This window comes from Pantoea sp. GD03673, from assembly GCF_029844725.1.
Classification (GTDB): Bacteria; Pseudomonadota; Gammaproteobacteria; order Enterobacterales; family Enterobacteriaceae; genus Pantoea.
Genome location: NZ_JAOCKJ010000003.1, coordinates 187318 through 205575, shown reverse-complemented (window position 1 = coordinate 205575; position 18258 = coordinate 187318). Strand labels below are relative to the sequence as shown.

Below are 18258 nucleotides of genomic sequence, written 5' to 3'. Positions count from 1 at the left end.
GCCGCACGGTGAGGCGTCCCGGAGGATAACTGCATGGCGCTGTCACAGCGTGTTGTCATTGTTGATGATGAATGCGCAGTCCGCAGTGGACTGAGCAATCTGTTGCACTCAGACGGCTACTTAACCCGATTATTTGAATCCGGTGAGGCACTGCTGAGCGATGACGATGCGCTCTCGGAGGCGGGAATGCTGATAATTGATGTCGGACTCAGGGGGATGTCCGGCTTTGAGCTGTTTAAGCGCCTGAAACAGCGGACAGATCTTCCCCCGGTCATTTTTATCTCGGCGGACCCGGACGACACCACCCTGTGGTATGCCATCGCCCTGGGGGCGGTTACGTTTTTACGAAAGCCCATTGATGTTGATACGCTGCTGACACTGGTCCGGTGTGCGTTATCCAGGGGAGAAGCGCGCTGATGAGCATTCTTTCGGTTACGCTTCAGGAAGATGACGCAGGGATTGTGATTGAGGACGTCGACTCGCTGACACCGCTGGCGCAGGATGGCTGCCTGCTCTGGCTGCAGGCCCGTTCCTGCACGGGTGAGCCCCTGATTATCGCCACCCCTCAAAGTGACGATGTCACCTTTCAGGCAACGCAGCGGCTAAAAAATGAGCGGGCGCTGGCAGGGTATCTCTCACCGCGCTGGGCGATTACCGCAACCGGCACCGGCCGGTATCTTAACCGTTATGCCCTGATTTACCCTGCGTTTCCCTTTCGCACCCTGGCGCATATGCTTGCCACCCCGCCCGACAGCCTCACCGACTTCCTGCAGGTTGCGTTGCAGCTTTGCGTCACGCTGGGGCAGGCGCATCATCAGGGCATCGTGCATGGTGATATCAAGCCGGGTCACTTCTTTGTCACGGACGAGGGGCGCTTCCGGCTGGGCGGCTTTGGACTCGCCTCGCTGGCGGCACAGTCAGCGGAAAAAAACGGTCTTCGCGCCTCAGGCGGTACGCTGGCCTACATGTCTCCTGAACACACCGGTCGCACGCCGCACCCGGTCAGCAGCCTCAGCGATCTCTACAGCCTGGGGGTGGTGTTGTATGAATACCTGACCGGCAGGCTGCCGTTTGGATCACCCGACGCGGGCGAGGCAGAGTGGATCCATCATCATATCGCCAGCGCTCCCCGGCCCGCCGATCAGGTCAGAAAAGATGTGCCGCCGATGCTCTCGGTGATTCTGTTGCGCCTGCTGGCAAAGTCACCCGCAGAGGGATACCAGACCGTGCAGGGCTTAATGGCCGATCTGCGCCGCTGTCAGGCAACCCTCACAGCGGAAAACACCATTGCGCTGTTTACGCCGGGTCTTCAGGAGCGGTTCAGCAGCAGTTTCCGGCCCGAAACCCTGTTTTTGCAGCATCCGCAGGCCCGCGCAATCCTGACCGCGCTGGAGGGCGTTAACCGCAGCGGCACACAAACCCTGGTGATGCTGAGCGGTGCGCCCGGATCGGGAAAGTCTGCCCTTATCGCCTCCGCCCTGAAAACCCTGCAGCACCGTCAGATTCTGCTGGCAGCCAGCAAGGCCGAGCACCCTTCGCCCGCCGTCCCCTATGCCTCCATTGCCTCCGCGTTTCGCACGGTCACGCTTTATCTGCTGGGATTGTCCGCCCCGGAAGTCAGCAAATGGCGCGGGCGGCTGTTGCGCCTCCTGGCGGAGTACACCGATTTAGCGATTGAGCTGGTGCCGGAATTAAAACAGCTGCTGAATGTCCGCTCCCTGACGCCCGTGGTGCGCCATGCCCCGGACGCCCGCGAGCAGTTTAACCAGATGGCTTGTGCGCTTATTGCGGCTTTTGCCACGCCGGGCCGCCCGCTGGTGATGCTCATTGATGATGTTCACCGGGCCGATAATGCCACGCTGCAGCTGCTGGAAACCCTGATTATGCGTAATGAGCATCAGCCGTTCATGCTGGTGCTCGCTTTCCGTGAGGGCGACGCAATGCCCTGTCCGATGATGGCCGGTTTCCTGCTGCGGATCAGAGCGTCAGCGGCGCGGGTCGTGGCGCTGACGCCACAGCCGCTCAGCGTAAAACGTATCAGCCGCTGGCTGGCAGGGATGCTGCACACCCGTCCCGGCGGCAATCGTGACCTCGCTCAGATTATCTATGACAAAACCGGCGGCAATCCGCTCTCGGTACAGGATTTCTTTCGGCAGGCGGTGGACGATGGCGTGATTTTCTGTCGGCAGAACCCACCGAAATGGCATTACGACAGCCAGGCTTTGATTGCGCGTCAGTACACCGACAATGTGGCGACGCTGGTGCTGAATCAGCTGGTGCGGATGCCGGTGTTAACACGCCAGCTGCTGGGGGATCTGGCCTGCCTGGGGGCCAGCGGCGAGCTGTCGCTGATAAGTCACATCAGCGGAACGCCTGTCGCACAGCTTCAGCAGCAGCTTGAACCGGCGGTCAGTGGCCGTTTCATTACCCTGACGGGCGGCCACTACGCTTTTACCCACGACCGGGTGCATAACGCGGCGTTTTTACTGCCCGACCTCCGTCAGCAACAGCATCTTCATCAGCAGGCTGCGGCATGGCTGTCGGCAGCGGTGGGAGCGGCGGATCACGGTGAGACACTGTACCGTGCGGTTTATCACATTGGCATGATTGCGGAATTGCCGCTGAGTGTGGCAGATCGTGAGCGGTATTATCAGCTCTGCCTGCACGCTGCACAGGGGGCGAAGCGTGCCGGGGACTACCTCTCGGCGCTGCGCTATCTGCGTACCGCTCAGCGATTAAGCCTGCGGATAGAAACCGGCAACGACTTCATGCTGGGTCTTGATGAGGCGGAGTGCGAGTTTCTGCACGGTAATCTCAGCCGCGCGCAAACGCTGTGTACCCGGCTGCTTAGTGCGCCGGGAACGCTCAGTGAAAAATCCAGGGCCGCCTGTCTCTCTGCGGAGATTCATATGCGCCAGTCTGACAATCATCTGGCGCTGGAAACCGCACTCGCGTGGCTGGCAGTCTTTGGTGAGCATTTCAACCGTAATCCCGATGACGCGGAGATTGATGCGGCCTGGCTGTCGCTCAGGGCGCGCATCGGCGACGCTCCGCAAACCGCTTTTTTGCCGCTGCCGCTGAACAGCGATGCCGAAATTGAGTCGGTGCTGAACCTGATGGCCAGCACCATTTTTGTTTCCGCTTACGACTGTCCTCAGCTGCATCTTTTGCTGGTCTGCCGGATGCTGGAGATGACGCTGGACCACGGCATGACCGGGGCTTCTGCGTTTGGTCTCTCCTGGTTCAGCGTGCTGACAGGCGAGCGCTATCGGGCCTGGCCACTGAGTTATGCCTGCGGTCGGGTGGCACGTGAGCTGGTGGAACAGCATAACTTCATCCGCTACAAAGCACGCACGCTGCTGCCGCTGGACCAGGTGGGGATCTGGACGCAGCCGCTGGATGTTGCCGTAGAGTGCGCCCGTGAAAGTTTCCGTGTTGCGGTAATGCATGGCGATCGCTCGTTTGCCTGCCTTTCGCTGCGTCATCAGATTATGAACACGCTGACGCGCGGCGATCACCTGGAGTCGGTGCTGACCTCCATTGAGCGCGGTCTCGCCTTTACCCGGAAAACCTATTATCCCGATGTTGAAAACGTACTGGTGATGCAGAAGCAACTGGTGATGCAGCTGCGAAACAGCAACGGATTCAGGGCAGGCAATCGCGACGCGTCTTTACCGATGGTGGCGGGCAGCGAGCCGGGGCTGATCTCCGGCCCGAAAGCGATGGTGCGGTTCTGGGCCGGTTTATATCGCGGTATGGCCCTCTTTTTTGCGGCTGAATACCGTGATGCGCTGCACTGTTTTGCGGAAATCAATCTGCTGACCAGCGCAGTGCCCGCGTATATCTACCTCATGGATATGCACTTCTACACTGCGTTATCGCTAAGCCAGCAGCATCCCGCCGCTGACAGCGAGGCGCTGCATTGCCATCTTGCTAAATTTGCTGACTGGGCCGCCCTTAACCCCGGCCTGTTTGCAGACAAATATGCCCTGCTCAGGGCAGAACATGCCCGCCTGAAAGGCGACACGGGCGAAGCCCTGAAGCAGTATGAACAGGCCATTCGCCTTTCCCGGCAGGCGGGCTATCTGCACATTCATGCGCTGGCAAATCAGCTGGCGGGTCGCTGCTGCAAGGCTTTGCAGCTGGATACCGCAGCAGATGCCTACATCAAAGCAGCAACAGGAAGCTGGGAAAACTGGGGGGCGATGGCGATGGTGCGCCAGCTTGAGCAGCACTATCCGCATCTTTCTGCGCCGGTGCAAAACAGCGCGCTGGCCACCATACCCTTTACCCAGGATGCCGCTTTCTATGACATGGAAAGCGTGCTCACCGCCGTGCGCGCTCTGACGGAGGAGATCAATCTTGACCGGTTGATACACACCCTGATGCGGATGCTGCTGGAGCGGGCCGGTGCTCAGCGCTGTCGGCTCATCCGCATTCTTGATGGCAATCTCCCTGAGACGCAGGCCTGGGCAGAAAGTACGGCCGACGGCGTGCGGGTGCAGATTGTCAAAGAGCGACCTCTCGCAACGGATCTGCCCCTGTCCGTGCTGTCCGCGGTGATCCGTACCGGTCAGGAAATACGCACCGGCAAACCCGAGGCGTTCAGTCCGTTCAGTCAGGACCCTTATCTGGTGGCTTCGGGTGCCGCGGTGCTGTGTGTTCCGATGTTCAGACAGGCCAACATGGTGGGCGTGCTCTATCTGGAAAACCGCCTGATGCCCGATGCGTTCACGGCTGAGCACTCCCACATCGTGAAAACCCTGAGTGCGCAGGCGGCCGTTTCACTGGAGACGGCGCGACTCTATGCCGAGTTACTGGCAGAGAACAATCATCGGCGACGGGTTGAGAAACAGCTGCGTGCCAGCAAAACCTCGCTGATGCTCGGTGAAAAGATCAGCCACACCGGCACCTGGCGCTGGGAAGTCACAGAGGACATGATGATGGTCTCTGACGAATATGGCCGTATTCTTGGCCTGCCCGCCGATCAAAAAGGGCTGTCGATGGCAGACTTTCTCACCCGCGTTCATCCGGATGATTATGCGTGCATCAGTGAACTGGTCACGCTGAGCGTCAGCCAGGGGCGCAGTATGCAGGCTGAGTTCCGTGTGCTCAGGCCGGACGGGGAGTGCCGCTATATCAAGGGTATCGGTGAACCGGTTGACAACTTCCCCGAAGTGAAAGAGTACTTCGGCACCATTTCTGACATTACCTTACAGCGACAGGCAGAAGACACCGCGCGTATGGCACAGGCAGACCTGGCGCGGGTTACACGCGCAACTACGGTCGGGCAGCTTACGGCGTCCATCGCCCACGAAATTAATCAGCCACTGATGTCCATCGTGGCTAATGCAGGGGCCAGCCTGCGCTGGTTAAAGCGTGAACCGCTGATGCTGGAAAATGCCAGTAACAGCCTGAATGAGATCATCAAAGAGGGTAAACGCGCCGGAGAAATCATTCGTGGCCTGCAGGCGCTGACCCGCAATCATGAACCGAGCTTTGCGCCGGAGAACCTTCATCTGATCGCCCGGGATATTCTGGCGCTCTCCCGGATAGAGCTGGAACGGCGGGGCATTTCGCTGGAGCTACAGTTTCGGGCCACCAGGGCGGATATTTTCTGCGATCGCGTGCAGATTCAGCAGGTGCTGCTCAATCTGGTCGTCAATGCTATTGATGCCATGTCCGATGATCTACCGCGTGCGGCGCTGCTGCGCCTCACCTCCGAGAATCCCACCAGTGACACCCTGCGATTTGAGGTGCTGGACAGCGGTTGCGGCTTGCCTGACGGCGTTCGTGAACGGATCTTCGAGTCGTTCTACACCACGAAGAAAAATGGCATGGGCATGGGATTAACGATCATTAAAGGGATCATCAAAAAGCATTGTGGCGAGTCAGGTGCCGAGAACCGGCCAGAAGGGGGCAGCCGTTTCTGGTTTACGCTGCCATTAGGGTAAGACTGCAGGCCCGGCCTTAGCGGCGTCGGGTATGGGTAATATTGAGCCGCTCAGCCGCACGCACCAGATCGGTCAGCGAGCGCGCATTCATCTTCTCCATCACCCGCCGCTTGTGGACTTTAGCCGTGATCTCACTGACGCCCATTTCGGCAGCAATCTGTTTGTTCAGCAGGCCGCTGATTGCCAGCAGCATGACTTCGCTTTCACGCGGCGTCAGGGTCTGGTGCCGCTGGAATATCTCCCGGCGCTCCTCAGAAGACGCCCTGTTCTGTTCAGCAATGCGTATCGCTTCCGCGACCGCCTGCAAAATACGATCGGGATCAACCGGTTTAGTCAGAAACTCATAAGCGCCGGTTTTCATCGCCCGCACCGTGACCGGAATGGTGCCGAACCCGGTTAAAAAGATGGTGGGAATGGTGTAACCGCGATCCAGTAAAGCCTGTGCAACGTCGAATCCATCTGCGCCGGGCAGATTAATATCCAGAATCAGGCAACAGGGCAGGGAAGTAATAGCGTGCGCCAGGAAATCATCCGCCGAAGAAAAAGAGCTTACCGTGTAATCGTCGGCGGTGAGCAGATTACGCAGTGCAGAAGTTACAGCAGCGTCGTCGTCAACAATATATACGATGGGGTTCATGCAGACCTCATTCCAGCCAGGGTTTCACTGATAATGTAATTAAACATGACGCGTTAAAGGGCCCTGAATGACATCTCTGGGCAGGGTTAACAGGATATTACCATAACAGTTATCATTATCATCTTATAATTAACAGCCTGTTAAAATTCGAATAAATTACTGATTGATATGGTTAAATCCTGAGCATAAGGCAGGGTGGTATAACGCTATTCTGGCTGTAAATGCTGAGTGTCTTTGTTTAATCGTACCATGCCGTAATGATTTACCGTGGCACAGGAGAATTGTGCTGTTCAGGCGCGGAATGCGCCCATAAGCCCGTTAACCGGAATAAATCCTTTCAGTGACTTTTATCCGTAATAAGAGAATGCCGGATCCACATTCATTCAGATATTAAGCGGAACGGTAACAGAGGTATGGTTTTAATTATTCATCTGCAGATTTCAGGGAATTCCAGCGTCGCTGAAGGGCGCGATTCCTGTTAATTCACGCCAATTAATAAAAGACCCCCGCACTTATCATAGTTACAACATACCTTTTATTTGTTAACCAGATAGCGGCCTGAACAACCGTGCGTTCATTGCTCAGTAACACAAAACATTCCGGTAATGCTCTCGCTGATGCCCCGATAAATACGCCCCGCTTCACGTGGTAAAAAGTCATTACATTTAAAAAACCCTTACCTGTCAGCCATTAACCTTATTAAGCGTAGCGGTATTCATGGCGCTGCGGCTAATCCTCACTAAGCTTGTGAAGCAACCCTTTAAATACAGGGCTTTTTTTCCAGCCGGATGCTTTCGCACTGTCGTCATGAGGCTTATATGAGTGAAAATTACTGCACCATTCATTTTAATGGTGAACGGTTGGACGGATTAGCGGATCAACCGCTGATCGACTTTCTTGATGCTCACGGGAAAAAATTACCTCATGTCTGCTACCACCCGGCGTTGCCGCCGCTGCAAAGCTGCGATGTCTGCTGGGTGGACGTAAATGGAGAGCGGGTTCGCGGCTGCACGCTGCGTACCGAAGAGGGGATGAAGGTGCAGAGTAAGGGCAGTGCGCTGGAAGACGCGCAGCAGGAGGGAATGGATCGCCTGCTTAACCGTCATGAACTTTACTGCACCGTCTGTGAACACAATACCGGTGACTGCACGCTGCATAATGCCGTGGCCGATATGCACATTCCGATTCAGTACTACCCGCATCAGCCCAAGCCTTATGCTAAAGACCATTCGAATCCGTTTTACACCTACGACCCTGACCAGTGCATCTTATGCGGTCGCTGCGTAGAGGCGTGCCAGAATATCGAGGTCAATGAGACGCTCTCGATTGATTACACCCAGGCGCATCCCCGCGTGTTATGGGATGGCGGAACGGAAATTGCCGGTTCCAGCTGCGTCAGCTGTGGGCACTGCGTCACGGTTTGTCCGTGCAATGCTCTGCTGGAAAAAACCATGCAGCCCGACGCAGGCCCGTTTACCGCAATGGACGAGGGGCTGAAACGCCCGCTCATCGACGTTGTGAAAGCGCTGGAAAACAGCATCGGCATGGAACCTATCACCGGCGTGTCAAAAATTGACGTCGCTCTGCGTCAGTCGGAGATCAAACGCACCAAAACGGTCTGTACCTATTGCGGCGTGGGCTGCAGCTTTGAAATCTGGACCCGCGATCGTCATATCCTGAAAGTGCAGCCGGTCGCCGACGCGCCAGCTAATGGCATTTCCACCTGCGTTAAAGGCAAGTTCGGCTGGGATTTCGTCAACAGCCCGGAACGCCTGACCACGCCGCTGATTCGTGAGAATGGCCGTTTCCGGCCCGCGAGCTGGGATGAAGCATTGCAGCGGGTGGCCGAGGGGCTGCGTGGCGTCGCGCAAAACTATGGCGGTGACGCCATTGGCTTTATCGGCTCCAGCAAGGCCAGTAATGAAGAAGCCTATCTGACCCAGAAAATCGCCCGCTTAATTTTTGGCACCAATAACGTCGATAACTCCTCGCGCTATTGTCAGAACCCGGCCACCGAAGGGCTGTTCCGCACCGTCGGCTACGGTGGCGATGCCGGGACGATTGAGGATTTGCAGCAGACCGATTTGATCGTGCTGGTCGGGAGCAACCTCTCCGAAAACCATCCGGTGATCGCTTCGCATATTAAACAGAGCCACAAACATCGCGGCCAGAAACTGCTGGTTGTGGACCCACGCCGTCATGAAATGGCGGAGCGGGCTGACTGCTATCTGCGCATCCGGCCTGGCACCGATCTTGTCTGGGCCTCGGCGATGGCGAAATACCTGTTCGATCACGGTTATGCCGATGACGCCTTCCTGGCGCAGCGGGTAAATCACGTTGATGCGTATCGCGCCTCTCTCGACGCCTTTACGCTGGACTACGCCAGCGGGATCTGCGGCCTGAGCGAAGCCGAACTCACAGCGTCGGCGGAGATGATCGGCAAGGCGGGCAGCGTCTGTATATTGTGGGCCATGGGCATTACGCAGCACAGTCACGGCGCAGACACCAGCACGGCGCTGTCGAACCTGCTGCTGGTGACGGGCAACTATGGGCGGCCCGGCACCGGCGGCTTCCCGATGCGTGGACACAACAACGTGCAGGGTGCCAGCGATTTCGGCTGCCTGAGCAATCTCTATCCCGGCTATGAAAAAGTCACGGATGACGCAGTGCGGGAAAAGTGGGCCCGCGCATGGGGTGTTTCCCCTGATGCACTGTCCGACAAGCCCGGTGCTGACAACTTCAAAATGGTGCAGGAGGCGGGAGAAGGCAAAATTCGGGCGATGTACATCACCGGCGAAGAGACCGCGTTTGCGGATGCTGACTCACATAACGTTCATGCTGCCTTCAGCAAGCTGGAATTTATGGTGGTGCAGGACATTTTCATGTCACGCACGGCTGAATTCGCCGATGTGGTGCTGCCCGGTGCGCCAAGCGTGGAGAAAGAGGGCACGTTTGTGAACACCGAGCGGCGTATCCAGCACTTTTCGCCCGCCATGAAGCCGCTGGGCAACTGTCGTCCCGACTGGGAAATCTTCACTGATCTCGCTGCCCGCCTGGGCCACCCCTGGCATTACCCGAATCCGGGCGCGATCATGGCGGAAGCCGCCAGCATTGCAGAGATTTTCGCTGGCGTCAGCTATGAGCAGCTGGTTGGCTGGCAGTCGCAACTCTGGCCGGTCAGCGCCGAAGGCGAAAGCACGCCGCGCCTCTATACGGAGCGCTTTAATTTCCCGGATGGTAAAGCGCGTCTTTATCCGCTGAGCTGGCAGCCACCTGCGGAACAGGAGGATGCAGAATACAATCTGCTGCTGAACAATGGCCGGATGCTGGAACATTTCCAGTCAATGAATCAGACCGGGCAGGGGGGCCGCATCATGTCGCTGTCGCCTAATGCCTTTGTTGAAATCTCACCCGAGCTGGCTGCCACGCGTGCGCTGAACGAGGGCGAATGGGTGCGCATTACCTCACGGCGCGGATCGATGGATGTCCCGGTTGTCATCACAGAACGCGTGGCGGGCAACGTGCTGTTTATGCCGATTCATCATGGTAAGGATGGGGTCAACGCGCTGACCGGCGAACATCACGATCCCGACGTCAACACACCGGCTTATAAAGAGCTTGCCGTGAACATGAAGCGAATCGAACGCCGCACGCAGCCTAATCCATTGCCGTTACATAACTTCCGCCACGGGAGCCGAACCCCGCTGGATCACCTGCCGATTGAAGAGAAATGGCAGCAGGCAGGCTATCGTGAACCGCCTGAACATGTTGAAAAACCGGAGAAATTCTGATGGCAGAACGGATGAAATATCAGGTCACGCCCACACGTACTGAGCCAACCGCACGCGAAGCGATGGATGAACTGATTGAGAATCTCCACCAGCATGGCTTTCTGCGGCTGGCGAACGATCTGGTTAAGTCAAACAGTGAGGTCGGAAAAATTCTGGTCTCCGGGCTTAACCAGCCCGGCACCCAGAACGCACTTCAGAACCTTTCGCTACTGATGATGACGCTGGGCAGCGTGCCGCCAGAGCGCTTCAATCATCTGCTGCTGGCGGTTCGCGATGCGGCGATGGCGGTTAAACCCGCGCGCGATGAGGCGCGTCAGGATAAAGCCGCACCGGGCATCCGTGGCATCATCCGGTTGCTTAACGATGAGGATCTGTGGCGCGGACTGCGCCCGATCTTCGCCGCACTAGAGGTCTTCTCACAACAGATTGGCCGTGAGGAGCAGAAGCCGATTACCCGTTTCAGTGGCAAAACCAGCCGGGAATAGGTCAGGACTGCAAGGGCGTGTAGATCAGATGACCGGCTACACCGCCCGCGCCCCCATCTTTGGGATGATTGATGCCATCGGAGACCGGTACATCGGTGAAGTCGAAGGGTGAAACACCCTGAAGACACGCGACGTTAACCCCAAACTGATCGGGCTGCGAGCGGCTCTGATGGAAAGTGTAAATACCGCAAACGGAACAGAAGTAGTGGCCCACCTGTTTGCTGTTAAAGCGATATTCCGTGAGCTGCGCTTCACCCTGCGTCAGCTCAACGCTGGTCGCAAACACCACCACCGCGCCACGCATCCGGCAAAACGAGCAGTTGCAGCGGCGCACGGTGTTGAATCCATCCTTTAGCGTTACCCGATATGCCACCGCGCCGCAGTGGCATTGTCCTGTCATTTCATTTTGCATTGTGACCTCGTTATTTAACCCGCCCGCTTTCAGCCTACGCCAAAGCCAGAGATTTGGCAGTATCGGGTGCGGCATTGTCGCCGTTCAGACAGAAACTCACCTGCATCTGATCTGGATCGCGGTAAAAACGGTTCGGTTGTGAAAAGGTGCGGGCGGGCTAATTCTGCCTTTAACCACTAAACAAGGAGCATTAACACTCATGGAGTCATCAACCCACCAGCTTGCTGAAGGTATCGTGCTGACGTTGCGTCAGCCCAAAGCCACCCCATCCCCGGTAATTGTTCTGTGTCACGGCTTTTGCGGCATCCGCGAGATTTTGTTACCTGCGTTCGCAGAAGCCTTTACCCAGGCGGGCTACGCCACCGTCACCTTTGATTATCGCGGTTTTGGTGACAGTGACGGCGAGCGAGGCCGTCTTGTGCCGTCAATGCAGATTGCTGACATTCTCTCCGTCATTGCGTGGGCTAAACAACAACCGGCGCTGGACCCGAACAGGATCGGCTTATGGGGCACCTCATTCGGTGGTTGTCATGTCTTTGGTGCGGCAGCGAACAACCCGGATGTGAAGTGCATCGTCAGTCAGCTGGCTTTTGCAGACGGCGAAAAGATTGTAACCGGCCAACTGGATGCGACAGAAAAGCCCGGCTTTATTGCCACGCTGGAGAAAATGGATCAAAAGCGCCAGCGCAGTGGCAAAGAGATGTTTGTTGCTATCACCCGCGTGCTGAATGATGAAGAATCGAAAGCGTTCTTTGAGGAGAACCGGCATCAGCACCCTAAAATGGACATCAAAATCCCGTTTTTAACCGTCAGAGAAACCCTGCTCTATAAGCCAGCCGTAAATGCCGCAAAGGTGACCTGCCCGACACTGGTCGTCGTGGCGGGTCAGGATAGCGTCAATCCGCCAGAACAGGGGCGCGACCTGTTTGATGCCGTTGCGGCAACGGACAAACAGTTTTTGGTGGCCGAAGACGCCCGCCATTACGATATCTACCATGGTCAGCATTTCGCTGCTGTGATTAACGCGCAGACTGCGTGGTTCGCAACGCATCTGTAATCTGAGGCTCGCTTCTGCGTGGTGGTCGCTGACGGGAAAGCGGAAGGTATTAGCGAGCCTGATTATCCTAAGGCTCGCTTCATTGCCATGTCTATGGATCAGACCGTGATAAGCGTAATCTCTTCAGCCGCAAAGGCATCAAGCAGGGCTTTATCGAGCTTCTCTTCCACCACCAGCGTTGAAATGTCACGGCATTTCGCCACGCTGAACCGAGCCACAGCGGGAATTTTATCTGCCGTCAGCCCGACGATAACCTGATTGCTCTGTGCCATGGCGACTTTTTTGAATTCACAATCCGCATAGTTAAACCCGGTCAGCCCGGCTTCAGGGCTCATGGCGCAGCCGCCAATAAAGACCTGATCGAACAGTATTCCCTGGATCTGGTTAATTGCGGTTTGCCCGACTGCGCCGCCGGTGCTCTTTTGTATCTGCCCGCCCAGCATGATGACCTCTGCGACAGGATGATTGATCAACAGCGCAGCAATATCGGGCGCATTCGTGACGACCGTAAGACTCAGCTCAGGCGGGATTGCCTGTGCCAGTGCCAGATGGGTAGTACCGGCATCGATAAAAATGCAGCTGCTGGCTTTCACAAGACTGGCACAGCGCTGCGCGATCAGGGCTTTTGCTGCGTGATCGTGCTCTTTCCGGCTGATGAAACTGCCTGCGTCCTGCAACTGTAATACCGCACCCCCGTAAACCTTTTTGCACAATCCTTCTTTGCTGAGCTCATGCAGATCGCGCCGGATAGTGTGCTCAGACACCGACAATTGCCGGGCCAGATCCGCGCAAACTACACGACCGTTCTGCTGCAGGATCTCACGAATCAGTGCTTGCCGCTGCTGGGGGAAAGCTGCATAATCGAGCATGTAAACTCCACATTGTTCATAATCGAGCTATAGTGAGCATGATCGTTCACTGACCGGCTGGGTGTCAATAGCTGTTGATTGATACTCTTGCTTTGTCTGTCCAGCACCTAAAAAGGATCGTAATGGCTAATAACGTCTCTGCCGCTCAGGCAACACGCATCATCTTTTTTCTGGCCGGATTTGTTACCGCGACCTGGGCCGTGATGGTACCTTTTGCACGTGCGAATACCGGGGTTAATGAGGCACAGCTGGGCACATTGCTGCTCTGTCTGGGCGTGGGCGCGCTGATAGCGATGCCGGTAACGGGCTGGCTCACCAGCCGCTTTGGCTGCCGTCGGGTGATTCTGGTTGCCGTTGCGCTGATTATCATCAGCACGCCCTGGCTGTCGGTGCTCAGCGATCCGCTGCTGCTGGCGCTGGCGCTACTGCTGTTTGGCGTCGGCATCGGCGTCACCGACTGCGCCATGAACATTCAGGCGATTCTGGTGGAGAAACAGGCTTCGACGCCGGTGATGTCGGGTTTTCACGGCATGTACAGTGTGGGAGGAATTGCTGGTGCTGGCTTTATGACGCTGCTGCTGGCGATGGGGTTCAGCGTGCTGACCGGTTGCCTGCTGGCGGTGGCGGCGGTGATGATCATGTCACTGATCAGTGCGCCGGGTTTGCTGACCTACGCTAACCCCGCTGAAGGCCCGGTGTTTGCGGTTCCGCGCGGTAGCGTATTGATTATCGGCATCATCTGTTTCGCCGTCTTCCTGACGGAAGGCACCGTCCTGGACTGGAGTGCCGTCTATCTGACCGATGTACGGAATATTCCGGCGTCACTGGGCGGCCTGGGTTACACCTGCTTCGCTGTTGCGATGACGGTGGCACGTCTGACGGGCGATCGCGTCATCTCATCGCTGGGCCGTCTGCCTGTGGTGCTGGGTGGCGCATTGATTGCCGCAGCAGGCATGGCGATGGTGACTTTTATCGCCGCCTGGCCGCTGGCATTACTGGGTTACACCCTGGTTGGCGCAGGGTGCGCCAATATCGTGCCGGTCATGTTCACCGCAGCCGGACGTCAGACGGCTATGCCACAGGCAGTGGCCGTACCGGCCATTACCACACTGGGTTATCTGGGGGTTCTGAGCGGCCCCGCCGTTATTGGTTATGTGGCGCATTACACCCACTTGGGTTTCTCATTTTCATTGATTATGGCGCTGATGCTGGTCGTCGGCGCGGTTTCTCTTACCCTTAATCTGGGCCATAACACCGCGAAGGAAAACTGATGAAAATTGCCCACGTTGCACTCTGGACGCACCATCCTGAAACACAGCAGCAATTCTGGCGCGAGTGGTTTAACGCGAAGAGCAATGCGCTCTATCAGAGCCGGAACCGTCCCGGCTTCGCCTCATACTTTATGCGACTGGAGCAGGGTGCGACCATTGAGCTGATGACCCTGCCAGACCTGGCCGCCGGTCAGCCGGGCAGGGAAGTGACAGGCTGGGCGCATATTGCGATTAGCGTCGGTAATGAGCAGCAGGTGGAGAGGCTGGCCGCCAGAGCGGCAGAAGCGGGCATTCTGGTGGCGGCCCCACGCCGCACAGGCGACGGCTTCTATGAGGCGATTATTCGCGACCCGGATGGAAACCTGATTGAACTGGTCGCAGAGTGATTCGCAAGCGGCGAGCCATTACGCGCCCAGCCGGACCCAGCGGCGTCCGGCCACAACCGTCAGCGCCACGATGGTGATGCCCGCCGCCAGATGCATGGAGAAATCGATGATATGCAGATGGGTTTCATGACATAACGACAGCAGCATGGAGGAGGTAAAGGCACTGCCGCAGCCGCTCAGTGCCAGACTTTGTGCGGGATAGAGTGACCGGGTGCGTTTCAGGGCGAGCACGGACATCAGTATCATTGGCAGGCTGGCCGACAGCATAAACAGATAGCAGTGAATCCCTTCGCCAAACCGGCTCGCGCCCGCAGCCGGGGTCGAGGATGACATGTTGATCATATTCAGCACCAGCCACATTATCGCCAGCAGCAGCGGCCAGCGCAGGCTGACAGGTTTTCTTCCGGCAATACTCAGCGTAAAAGCGGCCGCCAGCGTGCTGCCCGCAATCACCAGTGAGAGCAGCACGGCAATAAGCGTCAGTAATGCACCCGGCTGAGACCAGTCAGTAAACCTGCTGTGGAATGCCCAGCTTGTCAGGGCACCACAAGGCAGGGCAAGCGCGATCCAGCCCGCAACACGCCACGCGGTAGGCCAGATGCGCTGCACCGGCTTCGCCGTGGCGCTGAGCTGATTAATTAACTGGTCATGATTTCTCATGATGACCCCGTCCATATTTACGAAGGTTAACCATTGCGCGATGCAACAGAGATTTAACGGCAGAAAGAGACTGATTGGTTTCAGCAGCTGCCTGCGCCAGGCTCTGCTCACGCAAATGCACGGATTCGACGATCTCCCGCTGACGCTGCGGCAGGGTGTCCAGACAGCCGGACAGGATATCGGGATCGGCTGAGGCGTCGGCACTGTCGGCGGGCCGTTGTTGCAGCGCCTCATCGTCCTGGACTTCCTGACGACGGCCATGCTGACGCAGTGCATCAATGGTCCGGGCTGACGCGATAGCGGCCACCCACGGCAATATCGGGCGCTTTGGATCGTAGGTATGCCGCACGCGATGGATGGCCAGCAGCGTCTCCTGAATCACATCCTCAACCAGAACCTCGTCACGGATTTTTTTGCATACCAGTGCCCGGATGGCCGGAACCATCGCTTTCAGTAACTGGTTATAGGCAGCTCTGTCACCTGCCTGCGCCCTGGCCATTAACGCTGGCCAGTGCTGCGCGCGTTGATCAGTCTCTGGCATCAGTCATCAGCAGGTCAGCACACGGTCGTCGTGCGCTGACCACGCAGCAGAAGATGGTTTCATCAATCGTCTCAGGTTTTCTTTCCTTTTTCCGTTGCCTGATCCAGCGCTGAAATCACAATGCCTGGCGTCAGGACCTGCGGCAGTACCACCGGTTTACCGCCGTCAGCCGGGTAGACCACATAGAGCGGTAAGCCACCGCGCCCGAAATCACTCAGCGCCTGTTCAACATCGGGATTGTATTTCGTTGAGTCAGCGACCATGTAAATGGTGCTGGTACGCGCCATTGCTGCTTTCACCGCCTGCGTCGAAAGCGAGGTGCGGTCGTTAACCTGGCAGGTAATACACCAGGACGCGGTAAAGTTCACGAGAATCGGCTTACCCTGACCTTTGATCGCGTCAACGTTCTGGGGCGACCAGGCGACGGCAGCAGCAGCAGGAGAGGCGTTTTCCGTCTCAGCCGGTGCTGTGGCAAAACGGTTCAGATTAAATAACGGCACCACGACCAGCGCAAGGAAGAACACGGTTGCAACATGCATTGCACCATGACGCTGTCCCATCATACGGCGTTTCTGCGCCATGCCGTAGAGCCAGGCAGCAAAACTAAGCAACAAACAGCAGGCCAGAATCGCAGCCAGCGCCGCCGATCCCGCCTGACGTTCCAGTACCCAGATCAGCCAGCCCACCGCCCCCAGCATCGGAAACGCCAGACCCTGTTTTAACGTGACCATCCATGCACCTGGCTTTGGCAATATCCGCGCCAGCACCGGGAAGAACGAGATCAGCGTAAACGGGGCCGCAAAACCCAGTGCCAGCGAAATAAAAATCACCAGACTGACCAGCGGAGGCTGGGTCAGGGCATAGCCTACCGCGCTGGCCATAAACGGCGCGCTACAGGGCGTGGCGACAATGATCGCCAGCGCGCCGGTCAGTGCTGAACCGACCAGACCACCGCGATCGCCGCCCACTTCGCCCACTCGCTGGATTGACAAGCCGACTTCAAACAGACCGAGCAGGTTCAGTGCTGAGCCGAGCATTACCAGAATCAGCGCGGCGATGACCAGCGGCGATTGCAGCTGAAATCCCCAGCCCACCGATGCGCCCCCCGCCCTGGCCAGCAGCAACACTGCGGTCAGGGCGACCATCGTCACCACAACGCCGAGCAAAAAGGCCAGGCCCTCTGCACGGGCGTGTGATGGCGATTCATGATGGCGGATCAGGCTCAGTGCTTTCAGTGAGATCACCGGAAACACACAGGGCATGAGGTTAAGAATAATGCCGCCAAGGAAGGCGGCTGCAATCGCAGTCAGCATGATGTACCTGCTCAGAAGATGAAGTTATGCCGGATTGGCCTGACGGTATTTTTTCACGGCATCCATCGCTTTCTGGATGTGGGTATCCGGGTTTTTATCGGTAAAGCTCAGCAGGATTTTGCCGTCCGGCGCAATCACGTACGACGTGCGGTCTGAGACTTTCTGCCCCTTCATTTCCATGGTGCTTTTATATTCTTCGGCCACTTTGGCACCCGGATCGGCTGCAACGGTAAATTTGTCACGGCACTCAAGCTGCGAGAATTTCGCAATCTGATCGGTATTGCCTGCGGTGACGCCAATCACGGTCGCACCCTGTTTTTTGAATTCATCGCTCGCTTCAGCAAAATCGTGTGCTTCCAGCGTACAGCCTGCACTGAATGCCGCCGGGAAGAAGTAGAGAACAACCGGGCCTTTCTTCAGGGCTTCCTGCAAAGAGAAGGTGGTTGATTTGCCCGCCAGCGCGGCGTCGAGTTTAAAATCCGGGGCTTTTTCACCAGCCTGTAACGCCGCAAACGCAGATGTTGCCGGAACACTCAGTGCCAGCAGCGTAGCGACGGCCAGGGTTTTCAGGGTGTTTTTCATTGGCATGACTCTCTCCATTGGCCATCAGACGGGGTTGTCTGACGTCTCTGCTTAAAGGTTCGTTCAAAAACGGAAAAAGTTGCGGGCGTTTGAATTTTTTTAAGGTTTTTTTTATGTCGCGTTATCAGCAGGTTGATTTTCAGTCAAAAATCGCGGGCTGAATCGAATACAGCTCATGCCGTGCTAACTCACATAATTCGTCGCCATTATTCCTTAGCGTCCGTGTTTTATGTGATTTGCGCCGCAATAATGCCGCTAAAAGACGCCGATTTACCGGCAGGTGAGCATCGTCACGTTTCT

Annotated in this window: 14 protein-coding genes; 7 read left to right on the top strand and 7 right to left on the bottom strand. The window is 57.0% G+C overall.

The annotated features are described in order from the left end of the window. Positions 1–33 precede the first annotated feature (33 nt). A complete protein-coding gene (locus N5J69_RS06865) occupies positions 34–417 on the top strand; it encodes a response regulator (protein WP_279769055.1) in 384 nt (127 codons plus the stop codon). Then, a complete protein-coding gene (locus N5J69_RS06860) occupies positions 417–5954 on the top strand; it encodes an AAA family ATPase (RefSeq protein WP_279769053.1) in 5538 nt (1845 codons plus the stop codon). Before N5J69_RS06865 ends, N5J69_RS06860 begins: the two co-directional genes overlap by 1 nt. Positions 5955–5970: 16 nt before the next feature. Here N5J69_RS06860 and N5J69_RS06855 read toward each other — a convergent pair whose 3' ends face one another. Then, entirely contained in the window at positions 5971–6591 is a 621-nt protein-coding gene (locus N5J69_RS06855) for a response regulator (RefSeq protein ID WP_279769050.1), read from the bottom strand. Between the two features lie 818 nt (positions 6592–7409). On the opposite strand from N5J69_RS06855, the gene fdhF reads away from it, so the two are divergent. After that, the gene (gene fdhF, locus N5J69_RS06850; RefSeq protein ID WP_279769048.1) at positions 7410–10382 is read left to right on the top strand and encodes a formate dehydrogenase subunit alpha; all 2973 of its coding nucleotides are present in this window, start codon (positions 7410–7412) and stop codon (positions 10380–10382) included. Next, positions 10382–10867: a DUF1641 domain-containing protein gene (locus tag N5J69_RS06845; RefSeq protein ID WP_279769046.1), complete on the top strand. Its 486-nt coding sequence runs from the start codon at positions 10382–10384 to the stop codon at positions 10865–10867. The genes fdhF and N5J69_RS06845 overlap by 1 nt, the downstream gene beginning before the upstream one ends. A gap of 1 nt (position 10868) precedes the next feature. Here the strand turns inward: N5J69_RS06845 and N5J69_RS06840 are convergent, their stop codons facing one another. Further along, on the bottom strand, positions 10869–11279 hold the full coding sequence (locus tag N5J69_RS06840; RefSeq protein ID WP_279769044.1) for a GFA family protein: 411 nt from the start codon (positions 11277–11279) through the stop codon (positions 10869–10871). 199 nt (positions 11280–11478) lie between these two features. Between N5J69_RS06840 and N5J69_RS06835 the strand changes: the two genes are divergently transcribed. Further along, positions 11479–12336, top strand: coding sequence for an alpha/beta fold hydrolase (locus N5J69_RS06835; protein WP_279769043.1), 858 nt, complete (start codon positions 11479–11481; stop codon positions 12334–12336). Positions 12337–12434: 98 nt separating this feature from the next. Here N5J69_RS06835 and N5J69_RS06830 read toward each other — a convergent pair whose 3' ends face one another. After that, positions 12435–13205 (bottom strand): DeoR/GlpR family DNA-binding transcription regulator, encoded by a 771-nt coding sequence (locus tag N5J69_RS06830; RefSeq protein ID WP_279769041.1) that lies wholly within the window; start codon positions 13203–13205, stop codon positions 12435–12437. Between the two features lie 122 nt (positions 13206–13327). Between N5J69_RS06830 and N5J69_RS06825 the strand changes: the two genes are divergently transcribed. Further along, positions 13328–14476: an MFS transporter gene (locus N5J69_RS06825; RefSeq protein WP_279769040.1), complete on the top strand. Its 1149-nt coding sequence runs from the start codon at positions 13328–13330 to the stop codon at positions 14474–14476. Continuing rightward, entirely contained in the window at positions 14476–14862 is a 387-nt protein-coding gene (locus N5J69_RS06820) for a VOC family protein (protein WP_279769038.1), read from the top strand. Before N5J69_RS06825 ends, N5J69_RS06820 begins: the two co-directional genes overlap by 1 nt. Before the next feature lie 18 nt (positions 14863–14880). On the opposite strand, the gene N5J69_RS06815 is transcribed toward N5J69_RS06820, so the two are convergent. The 4 genes from N5J69_RS06815 to N5J69_RS06800 form a co-directional block, all read right to left on the bottom strand. Further along, positions 14881–15522, bottom strand: a complete 642-nt coding sequence (locus N5J69_RS06815) for a DUF1109 domain-containing protein (RefSeq protein WP_279769035.1) — start codon at positions 15520–15522, stop codon at positions 14881–14883. After that, the gene (locus N5J69_RS06810) at positions 15509–16063 is read right to left on the bottom strand and encodes a sigma-70 family RNA polymerase sigma factor (RefSeq protein WP_279769033.1); all 555 of its coding nucleotides are present in this window, start codon (positions 16061–16063) and stop codon (positions 15509–15511) included. The genes N5J69_RS06815 and N5J69_RS06810 overlap by 14 nt, the downstream gene beginning before the upstream one ends. Positions 16064–16134: 71 nt before the next feature. After that, entirely contained in the window at positions 16135–17376 is a 1242-nt protein-coding gene (locus N5J69_RS06805; protein WP_279769031.1) for a thioredoxin family protein, read from the bottom strand. Between the two features lie 24 nt (positions 17377–17400). Next, a complete protein-coding gene (locus tag N5J69_RS06800) occupies positions 17401–17964 on the bottom strand; it encodes a peroxiredoxin (RefSeq protein WP_279769029.1) in 564 nt (187 codons plus the stop codon). Positions 17965–18258: the final 294 nt, after the last annotated feature.